Below are 16,420 nucleotides of genomic sequence, written 5' to 3'. Positions count from 1 at the left end.
CCGTATTCACGTCGGACGCCGTGCGTCAGGCGCGGTCCCCGCCCAGGTGGTGGACGCGCACCATGTTGGTGGTGCCGGGGACGCCGGGGGGCGAGCCGGCGGTGATGATCATCGTGTCGCCGTCGTTGTAGCGCTGGAGCTTCAGCAGTTCGGCGTCGACCAGGTCGACCATCTCGTCGGTGTGCTCGACGTGCGGCACGACGAAGGTCTCCACGCCCCAGCTCAGCGCGAGCTGGTTGCGGGTGGCGGCGTCCGTGGTGAAGGCCAGGATCGGCTGGGCCGCGCGGTAGCGCGACAGGCGGCGGGCGGTGTCGCCGGACTTGGTGAAGGCGACCAGGGCCTTGCCGTTGAGGAAGTCGGCCATCTCGGCCGCCGCGCGGGCCACCGCGCCGCCCTGCGTACGGGGCTTCTTGCCCGGGACCAGCGGCTGCAGGCCCTTGGACAGCAGCTCCTCCTCGGCCGCCTCGACGATCTTCGACATCGTCTTGACGGTCTCGATCGGGTACTGGCCGACCGAGGACTCGGCGGAGAGCATGACCGCGTCGGCGCCGTCCAGGATCGCGTTGGCGACATCGGACGCCTCGGCGCGGGTCGGCCGCGAGTTGGTGATCATCGACTCCATCATCTGGGTCGCCACGATCACCGGCTTGGCGTTCCGCCGGCACATCTCCACCAGGCGCTTCTGCACCATCGGGACCTTTTCGAGGGGGTACTCCACGGCCAGGTCACCGCGGGCGACCATGACGCCGTCGAAGGCCGCGACGACCTCCTCCATGTTGTTGACCGCCTGCGGCTTCTCCACCTTGGCGATCACCGGTACGCGCCGGCCGACCTCGTCCATGACGCGGTGCACGTCGTTGACGTCCTTGGCGTCCCGCACGAAGGACAGCGCCACCAGGTCACAGCCCATGTTCAGGGCGAACTTCAGGTCCTCGATGTCCTTCTCGGACAGCGCCGGGACGTTGACCGCCGCGCCGGGCAGGTTGATGCCCTTGTGGTCGGAGATCACGCCGCCCTCGATGACGATGCAGCGCACCCGGGGGCCGTCGACCTCGATGACCTGGAGCGCCACATTGCCGTCGTTGATCAGGACCGGGTCGCCCTTGGAGACGTCACCGGGCAGGCCCTTGTAGGTCGTGCCGCAGATGGTCTTGTCGCCGGGCACGTCCTCGGTGGTGATGACGAACTCGTCGCCGCGCACCAGCTCGACGGGGCCGTCGGCGAAGGTCTCCAGGCGGATCTTCGGGCCCTGGAGGTCGGCCAGCACGCCCACGGCGCGGCCGGTCTCCTCGGCGGCCTTGCGGACGCGGTGGTAGCGCTCCTCGTGCTCCGCGTGGGTGCCGTGGCTCATATTGAATCGGGCCACGTTCATGCCGGCCTCGATCAGCGTCTTCAGCTGGTCGTAGGAGTCGACGGCGGGGCCCAGGGTGCAGACGATTTTGGAACGGCGCATGGGATCGATCCTATCGTTTGTTTCGGAGCGGAATTATTTGGGCTCGGGTGCCCGGAAGCGGGGGAGCGGCCAGGCGCCGTACGGGTGCCGGCGGCGCCTGGCCGGTCGTGCCACGGGTCAGTTGCTGACCAGGGCGTACGTCTGGTTGGCGATCTCCAGCTCCTCGTCGGTGGGGACGACGGCGACCGCGACGCGCGCGTACTCCGGCGATATCAGCCGCGCCTCGTCGGACCGTACGGAGTTCAGGTCGGCGTCCACCGCCAGCCCCAGCTCCTCCAGACCCTTGACCGCGGCCTCGCGCACCGGGGCGGCGTTCTCGCCGACGCCCGCGGTGAACGCCACCGCGTCCACCCGGCCCAGCACCGCGCTGTAGGCGCCGATGTACTTCTTCAGCCGGTGGATGTAGATGTCGAAGGCGAGCGCCGCCCGCTGGTCGCCCTCGTCGATCCGGCGCCGGATCTCCCGCATGTCGTTGTCGCCGCACAGCCCGATCAGGCCGCTCTTCTTGTTGAGCAGTACGTCGATCTCGTCCGCGTCCATGCCCGCCACCCGCTTGAGGTGGAAGACCACCGCCGGGTCGATGTCGCCCGAGCGGGTGCCCATGACCAGGCCCTCCAGCGGGGTCAGGCCCATCGAGGTGTCCACGCAGCGCCCGCCCGCGACCGCCGAGGCGGAGGCGCCGTTGCCCAGGTGCAGCACGATGACGTTGACGTCCTCGGGCGCCTTGCCGAGCAGCTCGGCGGTCTTGCGCGAGACGTACGCGTGCGAGGTGCCGTGGAAGCCGTAGCGCCGGATGCGGTGCGCGTCGGCCGTCTCCACGTCGATGGCGTAGCGCGCCGCGTGCTCCGGCATCGTGGTGTGGAAGGCGGTGTCGAAGACCGCGACCTGCGGCAGGTCGGGCCGCAGCGCCTGCGCCGTCCTGATCCCGGTGATGTTCGCCGGGTTGTGCAGCGGCGCCACCGGCACCAGCCGCTCGATCTCCTTGAGCACCGCATCGTCGATCACCGTCGGCTCGGTGAACTTCAGACCGCCGTGCACCACCCGGTGCCCGATCGCCGCCAGCTCCGGCGAGTCCAGGCCGAGCCCGTCCGCGGCCAGCTCGTCGGCGACCGCCTTCAGGGCCTCGTCGTGGTCGGCTATCCGGGCCTCGCGCTCCCTCTTGTCGCCGCCGGTGGCCAGCGGCGTGTGGGCCAGGCGCGAGGTCTCCTCACCGATCCGCTCGACCAGGCCCGCCGCGAGCCGGGAGCCGTCGCGCATGTCGAGCAGCTGGTACTTCACCGACGAGGAGCCGGAGTTGAGGACGAGGACGCGGGTGGCATTGGCAGTCATGAAGCAGCTTTCGGTTGGTGGTGGGGGGATGGGCGGCCGGGGGCGTCAGGCACCGGCGGCGGGCGAGCCGCCCGGTGCCGCGCCCTGCGCCTGGATGGCCGTGATGGCCACGGTGTTGACGATGTCCTGGACCAGCGCGCCGCGCGAGAGGTCGTTGACCGGCTTGCGCAGACCCTGGAGGACCGGGCCGACGGCGACCGCGCCCGCCGAGCGCTGGACGGCCTTGTAGGTGTTGTTGCCGGTGTTCAGGTCGGGGAAGACCAGGACGGTGGCCCGGCCGGCGACCTCGGAGTCCGGCAGCTTGGTCTTGGCCACCGCGGCGTCCACCGCGGCGTCGTACTGGATCGGGCCCTCCACCAGCAGGTCGGGGCGGCGCTCGCGGACCAGCTCGGTGGCCTTGCGCACCTTGTCGACGTCCGCGCCGGAGCCGGAGGTGCCGGTGGAGTACGACAGCATCGCGATCCGCGGCTCGACGCCGAACTGCGCGGCGGTGGCCGCCGACTGGATGGCGATGTCCGCCAGCTGCTCGGCGTCCGGGTCCGGGTTGACCGCGCAGTCGCCGTAGACCAGCACGCGGTCGGCCAGGCACATGAAGAACACCGAGGAGACGATCTGCGCGCCCGGCTTGGTCTTGATGATCTCGAAGGCGGGACGGATGGTGGCCGCGGTGGAGTGCACCGCGCCGGAGACCATGCCGTCGGCCAGGCCCTCCTGCACCATCAGGGTGCCGAAGTACGACACGTCCGCGACCACGTCGTACGCCAGCTCGTAGGTGACGCCCTTGTGGGCGCGCAGCTTGGCGTACAGCTCGGCGAAGCGCTCGCGCAGCGGCGAGGTCTGCGGGTCGGTGATCTGCGCGTCCGCCAGGTCGATGGCGAGGTCGGCGGCGCGCTTGCGGATCGCCTTCTCCTCGCCGAGCAGCGTCAGGTCGCACACGTCGCGGCGCAGCAGCACGTCGGCGGCGCGCAGCACCCGCTCCTCGGTGCCCTCGGGCAGCACGACCCGGCGGCGGCCCGAGCGGGAGCGCTCGATCAGCTCGTGCTCGAACATCATCGGCGTGACGCGGCCGGAGCGGGCGACGGAGATGCGGTTCGTCAGCTCCGCGGTGTCCACATGCCGCTCGAACAGGCCGAGCGCGGTCTCCGCCTTGCGCGGCGCGGCGGCGTTCAGCTTGCCCTCGATGGCGAACAGCTCGGCCGCGGTCGGGAAGGAGCCGCCGGCCACCGAGATCACCGGCGTGCCGGGGGCCAGCCGGTTGGCCAGCGCCATGATGTCCGGGCCGGGCCGCTCGTCCAGGGTCAGCAGCACGCCCGCGATGGGCGGGGCGCCCGCGCTGTGCGCGGCGAGCGAGCCGATGACCAGGTCGGCGCGGTCGCCGGGGGTCACGACCAGGCAGCCGGGGGTCAGCGCCTTGAGGAAGGTGGGCAGCATGGCGCCGCCGAAGACGAAGTCGCGGGCGTCGCGGGCCAGCCCCGAGTCGTCGCCGAGCAGCACCTCGGCGCCGAGCGCGTGCACGATCTGGCCGACGGTGGGCGCGGAGAGCGCGCCGTCCTCCGGGAGCGCGTAGCAGGGCACCGGCAGGTGGGCGGCGAGCTGCCCGGCCACGGCGGTGTGCTGCTCGGGCGCCACCCGGTTCACGATCAGCGCGACGACGTCGCAGCCCAGCGAGTGGTAGGCGCGGTAGGCGTTGCGGGCCTCGGCGCCGACCGACTCGGCCTCCTGGCCCTGGCCGCCGACGACGGCCAGCACCGCGGCACCGAATTCGTTCGCCAGCCGGGCGTTGAGGTTCAGCTCGGCCGGCAGGCTGGTGGCCGCGTAGTCGGAGCCGAGCACGAGGACGTACTCGTGGTCCCTGGCCACCTGGTGGAAGCGCTCGACGAGCCGGGAGACCAGCTCGTCGGTGCCCTGCTCGGCCTGGAGGCGGGCGGCCTCCTCGTAGCCCATGCCGTACACGGTCTCCGCGGGCTGGGAGAGGCGGTAGCGCGCCCGCAGGAGTTCGAACAGGCGGTCGGGTCCGTCGTGGACCAGCGGGCGGAAGACCCCCACCCGGTCCACATGGCGGGTCAGGAGCTCCATGACTCCCAGCTCGACGACCTGGCGGCCGTCGCCGCGGTCGATCCCGGTCACGTACACGCTGCGCGTCACGCGTGCTCTCCGATCCATCCGTCGCTTCGCAAGGTCAAATCAACCGTTATGGTGAGCTTGCCCCCCTTGACAATACCTGCGGCTGTGGTTAAGCCGCTCTTCCAGTTTTACGCATGCGTCAGCGGGTGACGGCAGCGGTGCCCGGTGCCGTGCGGGCACCGCCTCCCGGCCCGTGAAACAATCGGACCGGCTCACACGAACCAGCAGCGAGCACACAGGAGACACAGCACCATGCGTATCGGAGTCCTCACCGCAGGCGGCGACTGCCCCGGCCTCAACGCTGTGATCCGTTCAGTGGTGCACCGGGCGCTGACGGGCCACAACGACGAGGTCATCGGTTTCGAGGACGGCTTCAAGGGCCTGCTCGACGGCCGCTTCCGCAAGCTCGACCTGGACGCGGTCAGCGGCATCCTGGCCCGCGGCGGCACCATCCTCGGCTCCGCCCGCCTGGAGCGCGCCCGGCTGCGCGAGGCGTGCGAGAACGGCAAGGACCTCGCCCGTGAGTACGGCATCGACGTGCTCATTCCCATCGGCGGCGAGGGCACGCTCACCGCGTCCAAGATGCTCGCCGACGCCGGTCTGCCGATCGTCGGTGTGCCCAAGACCATCGACAACGACATCTCCGCCACCGACCGCACCTTCGGCTTCGACACCGCCGTCGGCGTCGCGACCGAGGCCATCGACCGTCTGAAGACGACCGCCGAGTCGCACCAGCGGGTCATGGTCGTCGAGGTCATGGGCCGGCACGCGGGCTGGATCGCGCTGGAGTCCGGCATGGCCGGCGGCGCCCACGGCATCTGCCTGCCGGAGCGCCCCTTCGACGTGAACGACCTGGTGAAGATGGTCGAGGAGCGCTTCGACCGGGGCAAGAAGTTCGCCGTCGTCTGCGTCGCCGAGGGCGCCCACCCCGCCGAGGGCACGATGGACTACGGCCACGGCGAGATCGACCAGTACGGCCACGAGCGCTTCCAGGGCATCGGCACCGCCCTCGCCCGCGAGCTGGAGCACCGCCTCGGCAAGGAGGCCCGCCCGGTCATCCTCGGCCACGTCCAGCGCGGCGGCACGCCCACCGCGTACGACCGCGTGCTCGCCACCCGCTTCGGCTGGCACGCCGTCGAGGCCGCGCACCGCGGCGACTTCGGCCAGATGACCGCCCTGCGCGGCACGGACATCGTGATGAGTCCGCTGGCCGACGCGGTCACCGAGCTGAAGCGGGTGCCGCTGAACCGTATGCAGGAGGCCGAGTCGGTCTTCTGATCCGGCTGCCGGAGAACCTTCGACGGCGCGCGTTCCCTGCCCGGGGACGCGCGCCGTTCGCGTGGGCGCGCGGCCCGGCACCCGGCCGTACGCGGGGTTCCGGCACCCGTACGGGCCAACGTTCCGGTTAGCCGGCCCGTGAGGAGGTACCCGGCGCGCACAGGGAAGGAGGCGTGACCGGGATGAGCGACTTCGTGGATCACCGGACGGCCCGGCCGGACGGCAGGCCGGTCAACGAACTGGTCACCCAGGCGTCGGAGCAGCTGTCCAGCCTGGTACGCGACGAGATGCGGCTGGCGCAGTCGGAGCTGGCACGCAAGGGAAAGCGCTTCGGTGTGGGCGGCGGGCTGCTCGGCGGGGCCGGGACGGTGGCGTTCCTGGCCGCCCAGGCGCTGGTGGCCACCGCGATCATCGCGCTCGGGCTGGTGCTGCCGCTGTGGGCCGCGGGCCTGGTGGTCGTGGGCGCGCTGCTGGTGCTGGCGGCGGTCCTCGGTCTGCTGGGGCGGCAGCGCATCCGCCGGGCCACCCCGCCGGTGCCCGAGGAGGCCGTGCACAGCGTCCGCCAGGACATCGAGACGATCAAGGAGAGGGCCCGGCGATGACCAGTGACCCCCGCAGCGGCGACGGCGCGAGCCCGGCCGAGCTGCGTGCCCGTATCGAGCGGACCCGGCAGGAACTCGGCGACACCGTGGCCGAGCTGGCCGACAAGGCCGACGTGAAGAGCCGCGCCCAGGAGAAGGCGGCCCGGATCAAGGACAGCGCCGCGGCGGCCACGCACCGGCTTACGGGCTCCACGGCCGTCCGGACGGCCGCCGCCGCGGGCGGCGCGCTGCTGGCCGGCGCGCTGGTGCTGCGGCGCCGTGGCCGCGCCCGGGTGCGCCCGCACCTGCGGCGTACGAGACTGCGTACCGGGCCGCGCGCGAAGAAGACCGCCCGCCCGCTCGCCACTGCGGGCGCCAAGGCCCGCCGGGCCTGCCGGAGCAAAGGACACCACTGATGATCAAACTGCTCTACAAGCCCCTGGGCATGGTGTTCGGTGCCCTCGGCGGGGTGCTGGCCGGCTTCCTGTTCAAGCGCCTGTGGAAGCTGGTCGGCCAAGAGGAGGACGCGCCGAAGGCCACCGACGAGGAACGCCGCTGGCGGGAGGTGCTGCCGGCCGCCGCGCTCCAGGGCGCCACGCTGGCGGTGGTGAAGGCGGCCGTGGACCGCAGCGGGGCGGTCGCGGTGCGCAAGGCGACGGGGACCTGGCCGGGCTGAGCTCGTCTTTCAGCCCATGAGGCCGTCGCCCCGGCGCCGCCGTGCCCGTCCGCCGGACACGGCGGCGCCGCGGCGTCAGGGCCGGGGGTTCGTCCGGTGCCAGCGGGGCCGGGCGTCGGTGCCCCGGCGTCCGGCCACCGACGCGCAGCGCGGGCACACCCGCCGGACCCGGTCAGCGGCCCCGCCCGACTCGGGGAGGATGTCCGGCCACCCGATGTGCGGGAACCGCCCCAGCTGCGAGCGGCTGAGCGAGAGGCCGCACACCGTCTGGTTCAGTCCCTGCTCCCAGGCGTGCACCTCGCCCGCGGGGAGCCGGCGTCCGTCCTCGTCGTCCACCCACGTCCCCGACGCCGCGACCGCGTACCGCTTCGGCGCTGCCATGCCCGGCCGGACCTCCTCTCAGCCCGCGACGGCGTGCCGCTCGTCGGGTACGCAGTGGGTCATCGTGAGCCCCGAGACGTCCCGCGGCGGGTTGTTGCCGAGGTTCGCCAGCCGCTTGCGGTCCTCGTCCGTCAGAGTCTGGTCCTCCAGCGGCTCCAGGTGGGACACGTCGCCGGGCCCGATGCCCAGCCCCTCGCCGACCCGCAGGCCGAGTTCGTTCTCGACCAGCAGGAAGTGCCACACCATCCGCTCCTGGACCCGCCGGTCGGCCTGGGAGATCAGGTCGGTGAAGTTCTTGACCAGGTCGTCGCGCTCCCAGTCCTCCAGCAGCCGGAAGCGCTGGCCCGCCTGGAGGTAGTCGTTGGTGCGCGGGATGCGCTTGCGGGTGAGGCGGCCGCGGATCTCCGGGCCCTGCTCGTCGTGGGACGGCTCCCGCGCCTCGTGCAGCCCGCCGGTCAGCGACGGCTCGTAGTTGACCTCCGGGTCGCCCCCGTGCGGGTCCTGCTCGTACGCCATCAGCCCGTCGCGCTGGTTGGTGTGGACGGTGGCGTGCTTGGCCCGGTTGACCGGCAGCTGGAGGTAGTTCGGGCCGACCCGGTAGCGCTGGGTGTCGCTGTAGGAGAAGGTCCGGCCGACGAGCATCTTGTCGTCGGAGAAGTCCAGCCCGTCGACGAGGACGCCGGTGCCGAAGGAGATCTGCTCGTTCTCGGCGAAGTAGTTGTCCGGCATCCGGTCGAGCACCATCCGGCCGACCGGCTTCGGCGGGAAGTCCTGCTCCGGCCAGGTCTTGGTGTCGTCCAGCGGGTCGAAGTCCAGCTCCGGGTGGTCGTGGTCGTCCATCATCTGGACGAGCAGCTCCCACTCGGGGTACTCGCCGCGGCCGACCGCCTCGTACAGGTCCTTGGTCGCGTGGCCCAGCTCCTGGGCCTGCACCGCCGCCGCGTCCGCCTCGGTCATGCTGCGCACGCCGAGCTTGGGCATCCAGTGGTACTTGACCAGGACGGTCCGGCCCTCGTCGTTCACCCATTTGTAGGTGTTGACGCCGAAGCCCTGCTGGTGCCGGTAGTCGGCGGGGATGCCGCGCGGGCTGAACAGGTTGACCAGCATGTGCATCGACTCGGGCGTCTGCGACATGAAGTCGAAGATCCGGGCCGGTTTCTGCTCGTGCGTCACCGGGTCGGGCTTGAGGGCGTGGATGACGTCCGGGAACTTGATCGCGTCCCGGATGAAGAAGACGCCCAGGTTGTTGCCGACCAGGTCCCAGTTGCCGTCCTCGGTGTAGAACTTCACGGCGAAGCCGCGCGGGTCGCGGGCCGCCTCGGAGGAGTCCCGGCCGCCGATCACGGTGGAGAACCGTACGGCCACCTCGGTGCGCTTGCCGGCCTCCTGGAACAGCTTCGCCCGGGTGTGGCGGCCGATCGGCTCGTCGCCCCACTTCCCGTAGCTCTCGAAGAAGCCGTACGCGGTCACACCGCGCGCGTGCACCACCCGCTCGGGGATGCGCTCCCGGTCGAAGTGGCTGATCTTTTCGAGGAACTGGTAGTTCTCCAGGGTGGCCGGGCCGCGCGCGCCGACCGTCCGCTGGTTCTGGTTGTCGTGGACCGGGTGGCCCTGCCGGTTGGTGAGCACCGGGCGGTCGTCGCCCGCCGCCCGTCCCTGACTCGCTGTGTCTGTCACTGCTCTCGCTTTCCTTCGGCACCCGAAGGCGCTCGGGTCCGCGCCGTGGGTGGGGCTCCCGAGGGGTACCCGCCCTGGACGCCGGTCGTGCAGACGCTCACCCTCTTGGTGCAGTCCGGCTTGGTGGGGTCCGGCGCTCAGCGGCCGGTGGACGGCTCGTGCCGTTCGCGCCGCCTGCGCAGGCGGGACGGCCAGGCGCGGGTGTCGCGCGGCTCCACGTACGGCTCCTCGCCCGGGTGCCCCTCGGCGATCGCCCGCTGCCGGGCCAGCTCGGCGTCGAACTCCAGGCCCAGCAGGACCGCCAGGTTCGACAGCCACAGCCAGACGAGGAAGATGATGACGCCCGCCAGGGTGCCGTACGTCTTGTTGTACGAGCCGAAGTTGGCCACATACAGGGCGAAGCCCGCCGAGGCGGCCAGCCACAGCACGACGGCCAGGAAGCTGCCGGGGGTCAGCCAGCGCAGACCCGGGCTGCGCACGTTGGGTGTGGCCCGGTACAGGATGGTGATCATCAGGACCACGAGCAGGACCAGTACGGGCCACTTGGCGACCGACCAGACCGCGAGCCCGGTGTCCCCGATGCCCAGGCCGCGGCCCGCCTGCCGGGCCAGCGTGCCGGTGAACACCACGATCACCGCGCTGGCGGCGAGCAGCACCATCAGCAGGACCGTCACGCCCAGCCGCAGCGGCAGCGTCTTCCACGCCGGCCGCCCCTCGGGCAGGTCGTAGACGGCGTTGGCGGTACGGATGAAGGCGGCGATGTAGCCGGAGGCCGACCACAGGGCGCCCAGCAGGCCGAGCACGGCCAGCACGCTGCCCGTACCGGGCCCGTCCCGCAGTTGCCGCACCGCCTCGCTCACGATGTCCCGCGCGGCCCCCGGCGTGATCTGCTCCAGGTTCTTCAGGATCGCGTCGGTCGCCGACTGCCCGATCACCCCGAGCGTCGAGACCAGCAGCAACAGCGCCGGAAAGAGCGAGAGCACCCCGTAGTACGTGAGCGCCGCGGCCCGGTCCGGCAATTCGTCGTCGAGGAACTCCTTGCCCGTCCGCCGCAGTACGTCCCACCAGGAGTGGGCGATCACAGTGGTGGGCTTCTCGGTGGAGTGTTCGCCAGCCATGGAGGGCGGGTTGCCCTTTCGGGGCGGGCCAACCCCGGTGCCGGCCCCGGACCTACGAAGACGCCCGCCCCGTCCCCGGGGGAGAGGGGACGGGACGGGCGGGAGCGGGGCCGCGGGTCACTCGGAGCCGATGGACTCCAGCATGTTGAGGCGGGCGGCGCGGCGGGCCGGCCAGGCGGCGGCGAGGATGCCGACGACCAGGGCGATGGCCAGGAAGGCGCCGAGGCGGTCCCAGGGGAGGACCATCTCGTACGTCGGCATCGCGCCGGCCGCCATGCTGCCGCCGGCCCAGGCCAGGAAGACGCCCACGCCGATGCCGAGGACCGCGCCGAACAGCGAGATGACGACGGATTCGAGGCGGACCATCTGCTTGATGCCGCTGCGGGCGAGGCCGACCGCGCGCAGCATGCCGATCTCCCGGGTGCGTTCGAAGACGGACATGGCCAGGGTGTTGACCACACCGACCACCGCGATGATCACGGCCATGCCGAGCAGTCCGTAGACCATGTTCAGCACCGTGTCGATCTGGCCGGCGTTCTCCTTGCGCAGCCCGTCGTGGTCCTGGATCTTCAGCAGCGGGCTGTCGCCGAGCGCCTTGCGGATGTCCTTCGCGAGCCCCGCCTCGGGGCCGTTCGCGGCCTTGATCAGGACCTTGTCGTCCTTGAGGGGCTTCAGGTGCGGGTCGACGAGCTTGGTGGAGGCCAGCGTCTCGCCCACGACCTGGTTGTCCTCGTAGATGCCGGCGATCTTCAGCGGCGTCTTCTTCTGGTTCTTCCGCTGGTGCTCGTCACCCCGGGCATCGGTGGGGAAGGTGGCCTGGAGGGTGTCGCCCGTCTTCCAGCCCTTCTCCTTCGCCCGGCTCGCGGAGACCGCGATCCCGCCGCCGTCCCGTACGGCCTTCAGGGAACCGTGTCGGAACTTCAGCTCGGTGACCTTGCCGATCCGGTCGAGGTCGGTGCCGGTGAGCATCCCGAACGTGCCGTCCGCCGCCACGTCGAAGACGGTCTGGCGCAGCGGCACCGCCGCCTCGACGCCGGACAGGGCCGCGGCCCGCTGCGTCAGCTTCGGGTCCAGGCCGCGGAAGTTGGACGTGCTGACCTGGTAGTCGGCGGTCAGGCCCTTGGCGGACATCTCGTCGGCGGCCCGCTGTGTCGACAGGCCGGCGACCGTCATGCCGGTGATCAGCGTGAGGCCGATCATCAGGGCCGAGGCGGTGGCGGCGGTACGGCGCGGGTTGCGCAGCGCGTTCTCCTTGGCCAGCTTGCCGCTGATGCCGAAGATCCGCGTGGTGACCCGGCCGGCCAGCGCGACCAGCGGCCGCGACAGCAGTGGGGAGAGGACGATGACGCCGGTCAGGGTCAGCGCCGAGCCGGCCATGGCGGTCATCAGGGTGCTGTCGTCGCTCTTGGTGAGGGTGGAGACGTACAGCATGATCGCGACGCCGAGGGCGGTGACGATCGCGCCGATGGTGTTGCGCACGACCAGGCCGCGCAGCGCGGGGGCCGCGTCCACCGTGCTCAGCGCCTCGACCGGGGCGATCTTCGCGGCCTTGCGGGACGGCAGCCAGGCGGCGAGCACGGTCACCAGCACCCCCACACCGAGCGCGGAGAGCACCGCGGTCGGGCTGATCACCAGCGGCCCGGCGGGGAATCCGGCGCCGTTGGCGTCGAGCACCGCGCGCATGGCGACCGCGATGCCGGTGCCCAGGGCGAAGCCGACGACGGAGGAGATCAGCCCGAGCAGGGCAGCCTCGACCTGCACCGAGCGGACCACCTGGCGGCGGGAGGCGCCGATCGCCCGCATCAGCGCGATCTCGCGGCTGCGCTGGGAGATGAGCATGGTGAAGGTGTTGGCGATGATGAAGATGCCGACGAACAGGGCGATGCCCGCGAAGACCAGCAGCGTCTTGCTCAGCGCGCTGTTGCTCTGCTCGACCATCTTGGCCTGCTCGGCCGCCAGCGCGGTACCGCTGGTCGCCTCGGCGCGGTCCTTCGGCAGCACCTTCTTGACCGCGTCGGTCAGCGCCGCCTCGTCGGTGCCGGGCTTCGAGGACACCACCAGCTCGTCGTACGTGCCGGGGTGGGTGAACAGCTTCTGCGCGGTGGCGGTGTCGAACAGCGCCAGGCTGCCGCCCGCGGTGATCTTCGGGTCCTCGGAGTGGACGATGCCGACCAGCTTTTTGTGCAGGGCCGGTCCGTCGGTGGCGAAGCGCACGGTGTCGCCGACCTTCAGCCCGGCCTTCTCGACGGTGCCCTCGTCCAGCGCGATCTCACCGGCCGAGGCGGGGCCGCGGCCCTGGACGAGCGGGTAGCGGCCGTCCTTGCCGTCCGCGCCCGGCTGGTAGTTGGTGGCGCGGCTCTGCCACTCCGTGCCGATGGGCTGGTTGTCCTTGTCGGCGACGGTGGCGCGGCCGCTGACGTTGGCGTGTACGGAGGCCACGCCGGGCAGCGCGCGGATACGGCCGGCCAGCTTGTCGTCGAGGGCGCTGACGCGGCGGCCGTCGGCGTCCTCCGGCGCGGGGCCGCCTTCCGGCGAGCCCGCCTGGACGGAGACGGCCACGTCCTTGAAGCTCTTGGCCGAGGCGTTCTTGACGGCCTGGCCGACCGAGTCGCTGAAGACCAGGGTGCCGGAGACGAAGGCGACGCCGAGGAGGACCGCGAGGGCGGTCATCATCAGCCGGGCTTTGTGCGCGAGGACGTTGCGCAGGGCGGTGCGGAACATGGTGGTGTGTCAGTCCTGGGGTGGGGGGGGGCGGCGGGCGTCAGCTCGTACGGTTCTTGGCGTCGAACAGCCGCATCCGGTCCAGGACGGCGTCGGCGGTCGGCTCGTACAGTTCCTCGACGATGCGGCCGTCGGCGAGGAAGACGACGCGGTCGGCGTGCGCGGCGGCGACCGGGTCGTGGGTGACCATGACGATGGTCTGGCCCATGGCCTGCACCGATTCGCGCAGGAAGCCCAGGACTTCGGCGCCGGAGCGGGAGTCGAGGTTGCCGGTCGGCTCGTCCGCGAAGATGATCTCCGGCTGCGAGGCGAGGGCGCGGGCCACCGCGACGCGCTGCTGCTGGCCGCCGGACAGCTGGCTGGGGCGGTGCTTGAGGCGCCCGGACAGGCCGACGGTCTGGATGACCCTCTCCAGCCACTGCCGGTCGGGCTTGCGGCCCGCGATGTCCATCGGCAGCGTGATCAGCGTGATGTTCTCCAGCGCGGTCAGCGTGGGCAGCAGGTTGAACGCCTGGAAGATGAAGCCGATCTTGTCGCGGCGCAGCCGGGTCAGGTGCTTGTCGTTCAGGCCGTTCAGCTCGGTGTCGCCGATCAGGGCGGAGCCGGAGGATATGGAGTCCAGTCCGGCCATGCAGTGCATGAGGGTGGACTTGCCGGAGCCGGACGGGCCCATGATCGCGGTGAAGCGGGCCCGGCCGAACTCCACGGACACGTTGTCCAGGGCGACCACACGGGTCTCCCCCTGCCCGTAGACCTTGCTCAGGCCGGTGGCACGGGCGGCGACGGCCGTGGTGGGGGCGGGGGCGGGAAAGGCTGCCGCGTGGGACACGGGGAAACTCCTGGAACGGGGACGGACGGACGCGCGGGGCACCGGGCCCCGGACGGACGCACGGCTCCCGGGGAGGCCCCGGGAGCCGGACGTGTGGTGCTGTCCCATTCTTGATCGTGCCAGGTGCCCGGCACCTCAGCCCGAAGTGCCGAAAGCCGGACCGGCCGGAAGTCCGACCCGGGAACGGCCCGTCATCCCGTGGAGGGACGGACGTCCGACTTATGGCCGACGTAAAACCCTGAGCCCGGCCCCGGGCCGGGGCTTCAGAAGACCGGTTCGGGCCCGGGGCCCGGTGCGGGGTCCGCCGGCCGGCGCAGCTCCCAGAAGCCGGGCACGGAAGCGAGCTTGAGGGCACCGTCCCACAGCCGCCCCGCCGTCTCGCCCAGGGGTACGGGGGAGACCACCGGCCCGAAGAAGGCCACGCCGTCCACCGCGACCACCGGCGTACCGGCGTCCTCGCCGACCAGGGCGACGGCGCGCGCGTGCGAGGCCCGGATCACCGCGTCGTACTCCGTGGTCCACGCCGCTCCGGCCACCTCGCGCGGCAGCCCCACGTCCGCCAGCGCGCGCTCGATCCCGTCCCACTCGCCCCGGTGGTGCAGCCGGACGCCGAGGGCGAGGGAGAACCGGTCCAGGGCCGCGTGCCCGTACCGCTGTTCCACCGCAGCGCAGGCCCGCACCGGCGCCCACAGATAGTCGCCCCACTCGCCGCCCGGGTCCTCCGGATTGACCTCCCGGCCCTCGTTGAGCACCTGAAGACTCATCAGCCGCAGGCGGACGCGGACCGGGCGGACCCGCGCCACCTCCCGTATCCACCGTGCGGCGATCCAGGAATACGGGCAGACCGGATCGAACCAGAAGTCCACGGCCCTGGCAGGGCAGCCGGGCTCGTCGGAACTCGGGGCCACCGGGATCACCCCCCTCCGGTCCGGGCCCAGAACGACTCCAGGATGCCATCGAGGAACGCCCGCCCCGCGTGGCCCGACTCCCCGGCGTCGAACGGCGGGCCCGGCCGGCCGCCGGTGGGGTGCGTGGTCACCGGCACACGGTAGGGGCGTCGGCAGGGGCGTACCCATGGTGCGGAGGTGCAGGACACGAAGTCGTAGGAAGCTACGGCCACGGGCGTGTGTCCGGCGCGCCGGGGTGCCACGGCGCGAGGACCCGCGTACTCGCACCACCCCCGTGCTGCCACCCCACGGCGCCGGAGACCACAACTCTGTGCGGCCGCGGACTTGTCCGAAAGTGCTGCTCGCCATCGACAAACAAGTCGGACAATGGAGAACCGGGCCGTGGGGGCGGCCACGGGGCAGGAAAGAAGGTGGCGTACATAGCAGGGGCAGGGCAGAACAAGCCCCGGCTGGGACGGCCGGAACGGCCGGTGGACCCGGAGGCCGGACCGGTGGAGCGGCTCGCCTGGGAACTACGGCAGTTGCGGGAGCGGGCCGGGACACCGAGCTACCGCACGCTCGCCAAGACGGCACACTATTCGGCCAGCACGCTGGCGGAGGCGGCCAAGGGCGAGCGGCTGGCGACGCTGGACGTCGTCCTGGCCTACGCCCAGGCGTGCGGCGGGGACCGGGCCGAATGGGAGGCGCGGTGGCGGGCCGCCGCCGGGGCGGGCGAGGGCGGGCCGGACACGGTGCGCTGCCCGTATCCCGGGCTGGCCGCCTTCGAAGCGGCCAACGCCGCCGAGTACTTCGGCCGCGCGACGCTGACCAAGGAGCTGTCCGGCCGCGTCGAACAGCACGCGCTGACCGTCGTCTTCGGCGCCTCCGGCAGCGGCAAGTCCTCCCTGCTGCGCGCCGGGCTGCTGCCCCACCTCGGCCCGCACTGGCACCCGGCGCTGCTCACCCCGGGCCCCCGGCCGCTCGCCGCCCTCGCGGCCGCGGTGGCCCGCCTGGTGACGGGCCCGGACCCGCGGGACGGCGAGGGCACGGAGGCCGACACGGTCCCGGCGACGGGGGACGCGGGCCGGGCGGTGGGAGCGGTGGGGGAGAACGGGACCCCCGCTTCCGAGCCCCGGCCCGACCCTGGCACCCGGCCCGACCCTGGCACCCGGCCCGAGCCCGGCCCCCAAGCCGAGCCTGACTCCGGCCCTCAATCCGAGCCCGGCGTCCGGCCTGAGCCCGGCGTCCGGCCTGAGCCCGGCGTCCGGCCCGAGCCCGGTGCCCGGCCTGAGCCCGGTGCCCGGCCTGAGCCCGGTGCCCGGCCTGAGCCCGGCGCCCAGCCGGACCCCGGCCCCCAAGCCGAGCC

General features: G+C 72.2%; 15 protein-coding genes. 5 read left to right on the top strand and 10 right to left on the bottom strand.

Going from position 1 to position 16,420, the window contains the following annotated elements:
* Nucleotides 1-25 precede the first annotated feature (25 nt).
* The 3 genes from pyk to pta all read right to left on the bottom strand — a co-directional run bounded on the left by pyk (nt 26) and on the right by pta (nt 4,927).
* Nucleotides 26-1,453 (bottom strand): pyruvate kinase, encoded by a 1,428-nt coding sequence (pyk, locus tag ADK86_RS34710; protein ID WP_030595525.1) that lies wholly within the window; start codon nt 1,451-1,453, stop codon nt 26-28.
* 117 nt (nt 1,454-1,570) lie between these two features.
* Entirely contained in the window at nt 1,571-2,782 is a 1,212-nt protein-coding gene (locus ADK86_RS34705; RefSeq protein WP_053700189.1) for an acetate kinase, read from the bottom strand.
* Nucleotides 2,783-2,827: 45 nt separating this feature from the next.
* The gene (pta, locus tag ADK86_RS34700; RefSeq protein WP_053700188.1) at nt 2,828-4,927 is read right to left on the bottom strand and encodes a phosphate acetyltransferase; all 2,100 of its coding nucleotides are present in this window, start codon (nt 4,925-4,927) and stop codon (nt 2,828-2,830) included.
* 231 nt (nt 4,928-5,158) lie between these two features.
* Here pta and ADK86_RS34695 point away from each other — a divergent pair, with 231 nt between their 5' ends.
* The 4 genes from ADK86_RS34695 (at nt 5,159) to ADK86_RS34680 (ending at nt 7,441) form a co-directional block, all read left to right on the top strand.
* Nucleotides 5,159-6,184: an ATP-dependent 6-phosphofructokinase gene (locus ADK86_RS34695; protein WP_053700187.1), complete on the top strand. Its 1,026-nt coding sequence runs from the start codon at nt 5,159-5,161 to the stop codon at nt 6,182-6,184.
* Nucleotides 6,185-6,366: 182 nt separating this feature from the next.
* Nucleotides 6,367-6,786 carry a phage holin family protein gene (locus ADK86_RS34690; RefSeq protein WP_003982581.1) on the top strand — a complete coding sequence of 140 codons (420 nt, stop codon included), beginning with the start codon at nt 6,367-6,369 and terminating at the stop codon, nt 6,784-6,786.
* Complete coding sequence (locus ADK86_RS34685; protein ID WP_050498911.1) at nt 6,783-7,181, top strand: DUF3618 domain-containing protein; 399 nt, start codon at nt 6,783-6,785, stop codon at nt 7,179-7,181. Before ADK86_RS34690 ends, ADK86_RS34685 begins: the two co-directional genes overlap by 4 nt.
* A complete protein-coding gene (locus ADK86_RS34680; RefSeq protein ID WP_053700186.1) occupies nt 7,181-7,441 on the top strand; it encodes a DUF4235 domain-containing protein in 261 nt (86 codons plus the stop codon). Before ADK86_RS34685 ends, ADK86_RS34680 begins: the two co-directional genes overlap by 1 nt.
* Before the next feature lie 75 nt (nt 7,442-7,516).
* Here ADK86_RS34680 and ADK86_RS34675 read toward each other — a convergent pair whose 3' ends face one another.
* The 7 genes from ADK86_RS34675 to ADK86_RS45335 all read right to left on the bottom strand — a co-directional run bounded on the left by ADK86_RS34675 (nt 7,517) and on the right by ADK86_RS45335 (nt 15,206).
* Complete coding sequence (locus ADK86_RS34675) at nt 7,517-7,822, bottom strand: hypothetical protein (RefSeq protein ID WP_003982203.1); 306 nt, start codon at nt 7,820-7,822, stop codon at nt 7,517-7,519.
* 18 nt (nt 7,823-7,840) lie between these two features.
* Nucleotides 7,841-9,499 (bottom strand): catalase, encoded by a 1,659-nt coding sequence (locus ADK86_RS34670; RefSeq protein WP_053700185.1) that lies wholly within the window; start codon nt 9,497-9,499, stop codon nt 7,841-7,843.
* Nucleotides 9,500-9,636: 137 nt separating this feature from the next.
* Nucleotides 9,637-10,617, bottom strand: coding sequence for a YihY/virulence factor BrkB family protein (locus ADK86_RS34665; RefSeq protein ID WP_053700184.1), 981 nt, complete (start codon nt 10,615-10,617; stop codon nt 9,637-9,639).
* A gap of 117 nt (nt 10,618-10,734) precedes the next feature.
* Nucleotides 10,735-13,338 (bottom strand): ABC transporter permease, encoded by a 2,604-nt coding sequence (locus ADK86_RS34660; protein WP_053700183.1) that lies wholly within the window; start codon nt 13,336-13,338, stop codon nt 10,735-10,737.
* A 40-nt stretch (nt 13,339-13,378) separates the two neighbouring features.
* On the bottom strand, nt 13,379-14,167 hold the full coding sequence (locus ADK86_RS34655; RefSeq protein ID WP_053700182.1) for an ABC transporter ATP-binding protein: 789 nt from the start codon (nt 14,165-14,167) through the stop codon (nt 13,379-13,381).
* A gap of 263 nt (nt 14,168-14,430) precedes the next feature.
* Nucleotides 14,431-15,075: a DsbA family protein gene (locus ADK86_RS34650; RefSeq protein ID WP_053700219.1), complete on the bottom strand. Its 645-nt coding sequence runs from the start codon at nt 15,073-15,075 to the stop codon at nt 14,431-14,433.
* A gap of 5 nt (nt 15,076-15,080) precedes the next feature.
* Nucleotides 15,081-15,206 carry a hypothetical protein gene (locus tag ADK86_RS45335; protein ID WP_267888827.1) on the bottom strand — a complete coding sequence of 42 codons (126 nt, stop codon included), beginning with the start codon at nt 15,204-15,206 and terminating at the stop codon, nt 15,081-15,083.
* A gap of 279 nt (nt 15,207-15,485) precedes the next feature.
* Between ADK86_RS45335 and ADK86_RS45005 the strand changes: the two genes are divergently transcribed.
* Nucleotides 15,486-16,420: helix-turn-helix domain-containing protein (locus tag ADK86_RS45005; protein ID WP_234346217.1), on the top strand; the 935-nt coding region annotated here is incomplete at its 3' end.

Origin of the sequence: Streptomyces sp. NRRL F-5755, assembly GCF_001279365.1 — a bacterium.
GTDB lineage: Bacteria > Actinomycetota > Actinomycetes > Streptomycetales > Streptomycetaceae > Streptomyces > Streptomyces rimosus.
This window is presented reverse-complemented; position numbering and strand designations above follow the sequence as displayed.

Excerpts from the sequence above, each read along its gene's own strand:
- pyk (WP_030595525.1), bottom strand. The coding sequence starts at position 1,453 with ATGCGCCGTTCCAAAATCGTCTGCACCCTGGGCCCCGCCGTCGACTCC.
- ADK86_RS34705 (WP_053700189.1), bottom strand. The coding sequence starts at position 2,782 with ATGACTGCCAATGCCACCCGCGTCCTCGTCCTCAACTCCGGCTCCTCG.
- ADK86_RS34695 (WP_053700187.1), top strand. The coding sequence starts at position 5,159 with ATGCGTATCGGAGTCCTCACCGCAGGCGGCGACTGCCCCGGCCTCAAC.
- ADK86_RS34690 (WP_003982581.1), top strand. The coding sequence starts at position 6,367 with ATGAGCGACTTCGTGGATCACCGGACGGCCCGGCCGGACGGCAGGCCG.
- ADK86_RS34685 (WP_050498911.1), top strand. The coding sequence starts at position 6,783 with ATGACCAGTGACCCCCGCAGCGGCGACGGCGCGAGCCCGGCCGAGCTG.
- ADK86_RS34680 (WP_053700186.1), top strand. The coding sequence starts at position 7,181 with ATGATCAAACTGCTCTACAAGCCCCTGGGCATGGTGTTCGGTGCCCTC.
- ADK86_RS34675 (WP_003982203.1), bottom strand. The coding sequence starts at position 7,822 with ATGGCAGCGCCGAAGCGGTACGCGGTCGCGGCGTCGGGGACGTGGGTG.
- ADK86_RS34665 (WP_053700184.1), bottom strand. The coding sequence starts at position 10,617 with ATGGCTGGCGAACACTCCACCGAGAAGCCCACCACTGTGATCGCCCAC.
- ADK86_RS34660 (WP_053700183.1), bottom strand. The coding sequence starts at position 13,338 with ATGTTCCGCACCGCCCTGCGCAACGTCCTCGCGCACAAAGCCCGGCTG.